This window comes from Micromonospora sp. LOL_025 (assembly GCF_048060285.1).
In the GTDB taxonomy this organism is placed as follows: Bacteria; Actinomycetota; Actinomycetes; order Mycobacteriales; family Micromonosporaceae; genus Micromonospora.
The window spans coordinates 1-4,080 of the sequence record NZ_JBHMIR010000077.1 but is presented as its reverse complement, the minus strand read 5'-3'; the positions used below and the strand labels follow the sequence as shown (position 1 = coordinate 4,080).

The following is a 4,080-nucleotide window of genomic DNA, read 5'->3' as shown; positions in this document are numbered from 1 at the left end:
CGTACAACTCCCGGCCCATACCAGCGCGCTGCGCACCCTGACCCGAGAAGAGCACCGCGAGCGGGCCCCGGTCGGCGGCCTGCCCGGCGACCACCACGCCGGACGGCTGTCCGGCGGCGAGGGCGCGCAGGCCGGCCAGCAGGTCCTCGCGGCCGGTGGCGGTGAGCACCGCGCGGTGCTCCAGCGCGGACCGCGACACCACCGACGACCAGCCGACGTCCACCGTGCGGAGGGTCTCGTCGGCGTCCAGCCACCGGGCCCAGCGGCCCGCCTGCGCGGTCAGCGCGGCCTCCGACCGGGCGGACAGCAGCACGGGCACCGCCGGCAGGGCGAGGGCCGGGCCGGCGTCGGCGGTGGCCTCGGCGTCGGGGGCGGGCGGCTCCTCCAGGATGGTGTGCGCGTTCGTGCCGGAGATGCCGAACGACGAGACCGCCGCCCGCCGGGGACGGTCGGTCACCGGCCACGGGCGGGCCTCGGTCACCAGGGACACCTCGCCGGCCGACCAGTCCACCTTCGGCGTCGGCTCGTCCACGTGCAGGGTGGACGGGACGACGCCGTGCCGCATCGCCATCACCATCTTGATCACGCCGGCCACGCCCGCGGCGGACTGGCTGTGACCGATGTTCGACTTGATCGAGCCGAGCAGCAGCGGCCGGTCGGCGGGCCGGTCCCGCCCGTACGTGGCCAGCAGCGCCTGCGCCTCGATCGGGTCGCCGAGGACGGTGCCGGTGCCGTGCGCCTCGACGGCGTCCACGTCGGCCGTGGTCAGCCGGGCGTTGGCGAGGGCCTGCCGGATCACCCGCTGCTGGGCGGGACCGTTGGGCGCGGTGAGGCCGTTGGACGCGCCGTCCTGGTTGACCGCGCTGCCCCGGATCACGGCGAGGACGGGGTGCCCCTTGCGTTGCGCGTCCGACAGCCGCTCCACCAGCAGGATGCCGACGCCCTCGGACCAGCCGGTGCCGTCGGCGGCGGCGGCGAACGACTTGCACCGGCCGTCGGGGGCGAGCCCCCGCTGCCGGGAGAAGCCCACGAACGGGCCCGGGGTGGCCATGACGCAGACGCCGCCGGCCAGAGCCAGGTCGAAGTCGCCCTGCCGCAGCGCCTGGCAGGCCAGGTGCAGGGCGACCAGCGACGACGAGCAGGCGGTGTCGACCGTGACCGCCGGGCCCTCCAGGCCGAGGGCGTACGCGATCCGCCCGGAGACGACGCTGGTGGCGGTGCCGGTCAGCAGGTAACCCTCGTCGGTGCCCTCGGCCTCGCTCTGCGGGCCCATCCCGTAGCCGTTGGCGGCGGTACCGACGAAGACGCCGACCTTCTGCCCGCGCATGGCGGCGGGCGCGATCCCGGCATGCTCGAACGCCTCCCACGACGTCTCCAGCAGCAGCCGCTGCTGCGGGTCCATCGCCACGGCCTCGCGGGGCGAGATGCCGAAGAACTCGGCGTCGAAGTCGGCCGCGTCGTAGAGGAAGCCGCCCTCGCGGGTGGTGGAGCGCCCGGCCCGGTCGGCGTCCGGGTCGTACAGGTTGTCCAGGTCCCAGCCGCGGTCCGTCGGGAAGCCGCCGATCGCGTCGCCGCCGGAGGCCACCAGGTCCCAGAGCTGCTCGGGGCTGGCGACGCCGCCCGGGTAGCGGCAGGACATCGCGACGATCGCGATGGGCTCCCGGGCGGCAGCGGTCAGCTGCTGGTTGAGCTGGCGGAGGCGGCCCGTCTCCTTGAGCGACGCGCGAAGCGCCTCGACGACCTTGTCTGCGGACGTAGACATCATGAGCTCCGTACTGGGGACAACGGTCAGGAATCGGTTCCGTCAAGCGCCAGCCTGACGAGGGTGTCGGTGTCGAGCTCGTCGAGGTCCAGGGCCTCGTCGGTGGACTCGTCACCGGCACCGCCGTCGGCGTCGGTGAGGTTGAGCAGCAGGTCCAGCAGCCCGGCCTCGCGGAGGCGGGCCAGCGGGATCGCCGCGAGCGCCTGCCGGACGGCCGCCTCCGCCGGGTCGCCGTCGTCCGCCTGTGCCGCCTCGGGCACCAGGCCGTCGAGCAGGTTCTCGGCGAGCACGGCCGGGTTCGGGTAGTCGAAGACGAGGGTCGCCGGCAGCGACAGGCCGGTGGCTCCGGTCAGCCGGTTGCGCAGCTCGACCGCCGTCAACGAGTCGAACCCGAGTTCCTTGAAGGCCCGCTGGGGCTTGACCCGGTCCGTGCCCGCGTGGCCGAGCACGGCGGAGGCGTGGGTACGGACCAGCTCGACCAGGTGCCGGACCCGCTCGGGGCGGGGCAGGGTGAGCAGGTGCTCCCGGAGGGCGTCGGCGACCCCGCCCGGCTGCGGCTCCCCGGCGTGGGCGTGCAGCGCCTCCCGGGCCTCGGCGATGTCGTCGAGCAGCGGCCGGGGGCGGGCCGAGGCGTACGCCGGGGCGAAGACCGCCCAGTCGACGTCCACCACGGTCAGCGCCGCCCGGGACAGGCCCACGGCGTACCGCATGGCGTGCACGGCGTCGGCCGGTGCCATCGCGGTCAGGCCGCGCCGGGCCAGTAGCTGCTGGGCCTCGCCGGTGGCCATGCCGCCGTCGGCCCAGGGTCCCCAGGCCACGGATGTCGCCGTGAGGCCCCGCCCGCGCCGGTGCTCCGCCAGCGCGTCCAGGAAGGCGTTGCCCGCGGCGTAGGCGGACTGCCCGCCGCTGCCCCACACCCCGGCGATGGAGGAGAAGAGCACGAACGCGTCCAACGGCCGGTCGCCGAGCAGGGCGTCCAGGTGCAGCGCGCCGGCGACCTTGCCGCCGAGCACGCCGGCGAACGCGGCCAGGTCGGTGTCGGCGATCAGGCCGGACTCGCCGGCGCCCGCCGCGTGGACCACGGCCGTCAGCGGCGCGGGGCCCTCGTCGAGGCGGGCGAGCAGTGCCGCCACCTGGTCGCGGTCGGCCACGTCGCAGGCGACGACCGACGCCCGTACGCCCTGTGCGGTCAGCTCCTCGCGCAGCTCCGCCGCCCCCGGGGCGCGCTCGCCCCGACGGCTGGTCAGCACGACGTGCGCGGCGCCGTTGGCCGCCGCCCAGCGCGCCACGTGCGCGCCCAGGGCGCCGGTGCCGCCGGTGACCAGCACCGTGCCGGAGGGCCGCCACCGCTCCGCCGCGTCGGGGGCGGCGGGTGCCGACCGGACCAGGCGACGGACGAACACCCCGGAGGGGCGTACGGCCAGCTGGTCCTCGTCGCCGCAACCGGTCACCACCCGCGCCAGCCGGTCCCACGCCGTCGCGTCGACCTGGTCGGGCAGGTCCACCAGTCCGCCCCAGAGCTGGGGGTGTTCCAGGCCCGCCACGAGCCCCAGGCCCCAGAGCCCGCTCTGGGCGACGCCGTGCACCGGATCCCCGTCGCCGGTGCTGACCGCGCCCTGGGTCAGGCACCACAGCCGGGTCGTCGCCCCGGTGTCGTGCAGGGCCTGGAGCAGCAGCAGCGTGGCGGCCGTCCCGACCGGTACGGCCGGGTGGGCGGGGTGCGGCTGGTCGCGGAGGCCGAGCAGGGAGAGCACGCCCGTGACGGGCCCGTCGGCCAGCGCGTCGGCCAGCCGGCGGGCGAGTTCCGCCCGGTCGGTGCCGACCGGGTCGACGGTGAGCCGGACCACGTCGGCGCCGACCTCGGCGAGGGCCTTGGTGACCGCCTCCGCCCGGGTGCCGTCCGCCAGGTCGTCCTGCGCCGTCACGAGCAGCCAGGCGCCGGGCCGCGCCGGTTCGGCGCTGATGTCGGTCCGCTTCCACCCGACCCGGTACGACCACGCGTCCACGACCGCCCGCTGCGTGCGCGCCCGGTGCCAGGTCGACAGGACCGGCAGGGCCGGGGTGAGGGCGTCCAGCGCCGCGCCGTCGTCGCCGAACTGCGCGGCGAGGGCGCTCAGGTCGCCACGTTCGACGGCGGTCCAGAAGTCGGCGTCGCCGCCGTGGGTCGCCGTCTGTCGCGGCCGGCCCGCCGGCTCGGGCCAGTACCGCTCCCGGTGGAAGGCGTACGTGGGCAGGTCCACCCGCCGTGCCCCGGTCTCGGCGAACCACGGCTGCCAGCTCACGGCAACGCCGTGCACGTGCAGCTCGGCGAGAGCGTG

Annotated in this window: 2 protein-coding genes; both read right to left on the bottom strand. The window is 76.4% G+C overall.

Going from position 1 to position 4,080, the window contains the following annotated elements; all coding sequences use genetic code 11:
- On the bottom strand, positions 1–1,762 hold a 1,762-nt coding region (locus tag ACFHW0_RS31485), incomplete at its 3' end, for a type I polyketide synthase (RefSeq protein ID WP_416613264.1).
- 26 nt (positions 1,763–1,788) lie between these two features.
- Positions 1,789–4,080 (bottom strand): SDR family NAD(P)-dependent oxidoreductase (locus ACFHW0_RS31480; protein ID WP_416613263.1); only part of this gene is annotated, 2,292 nt, incomplete at its 5' end.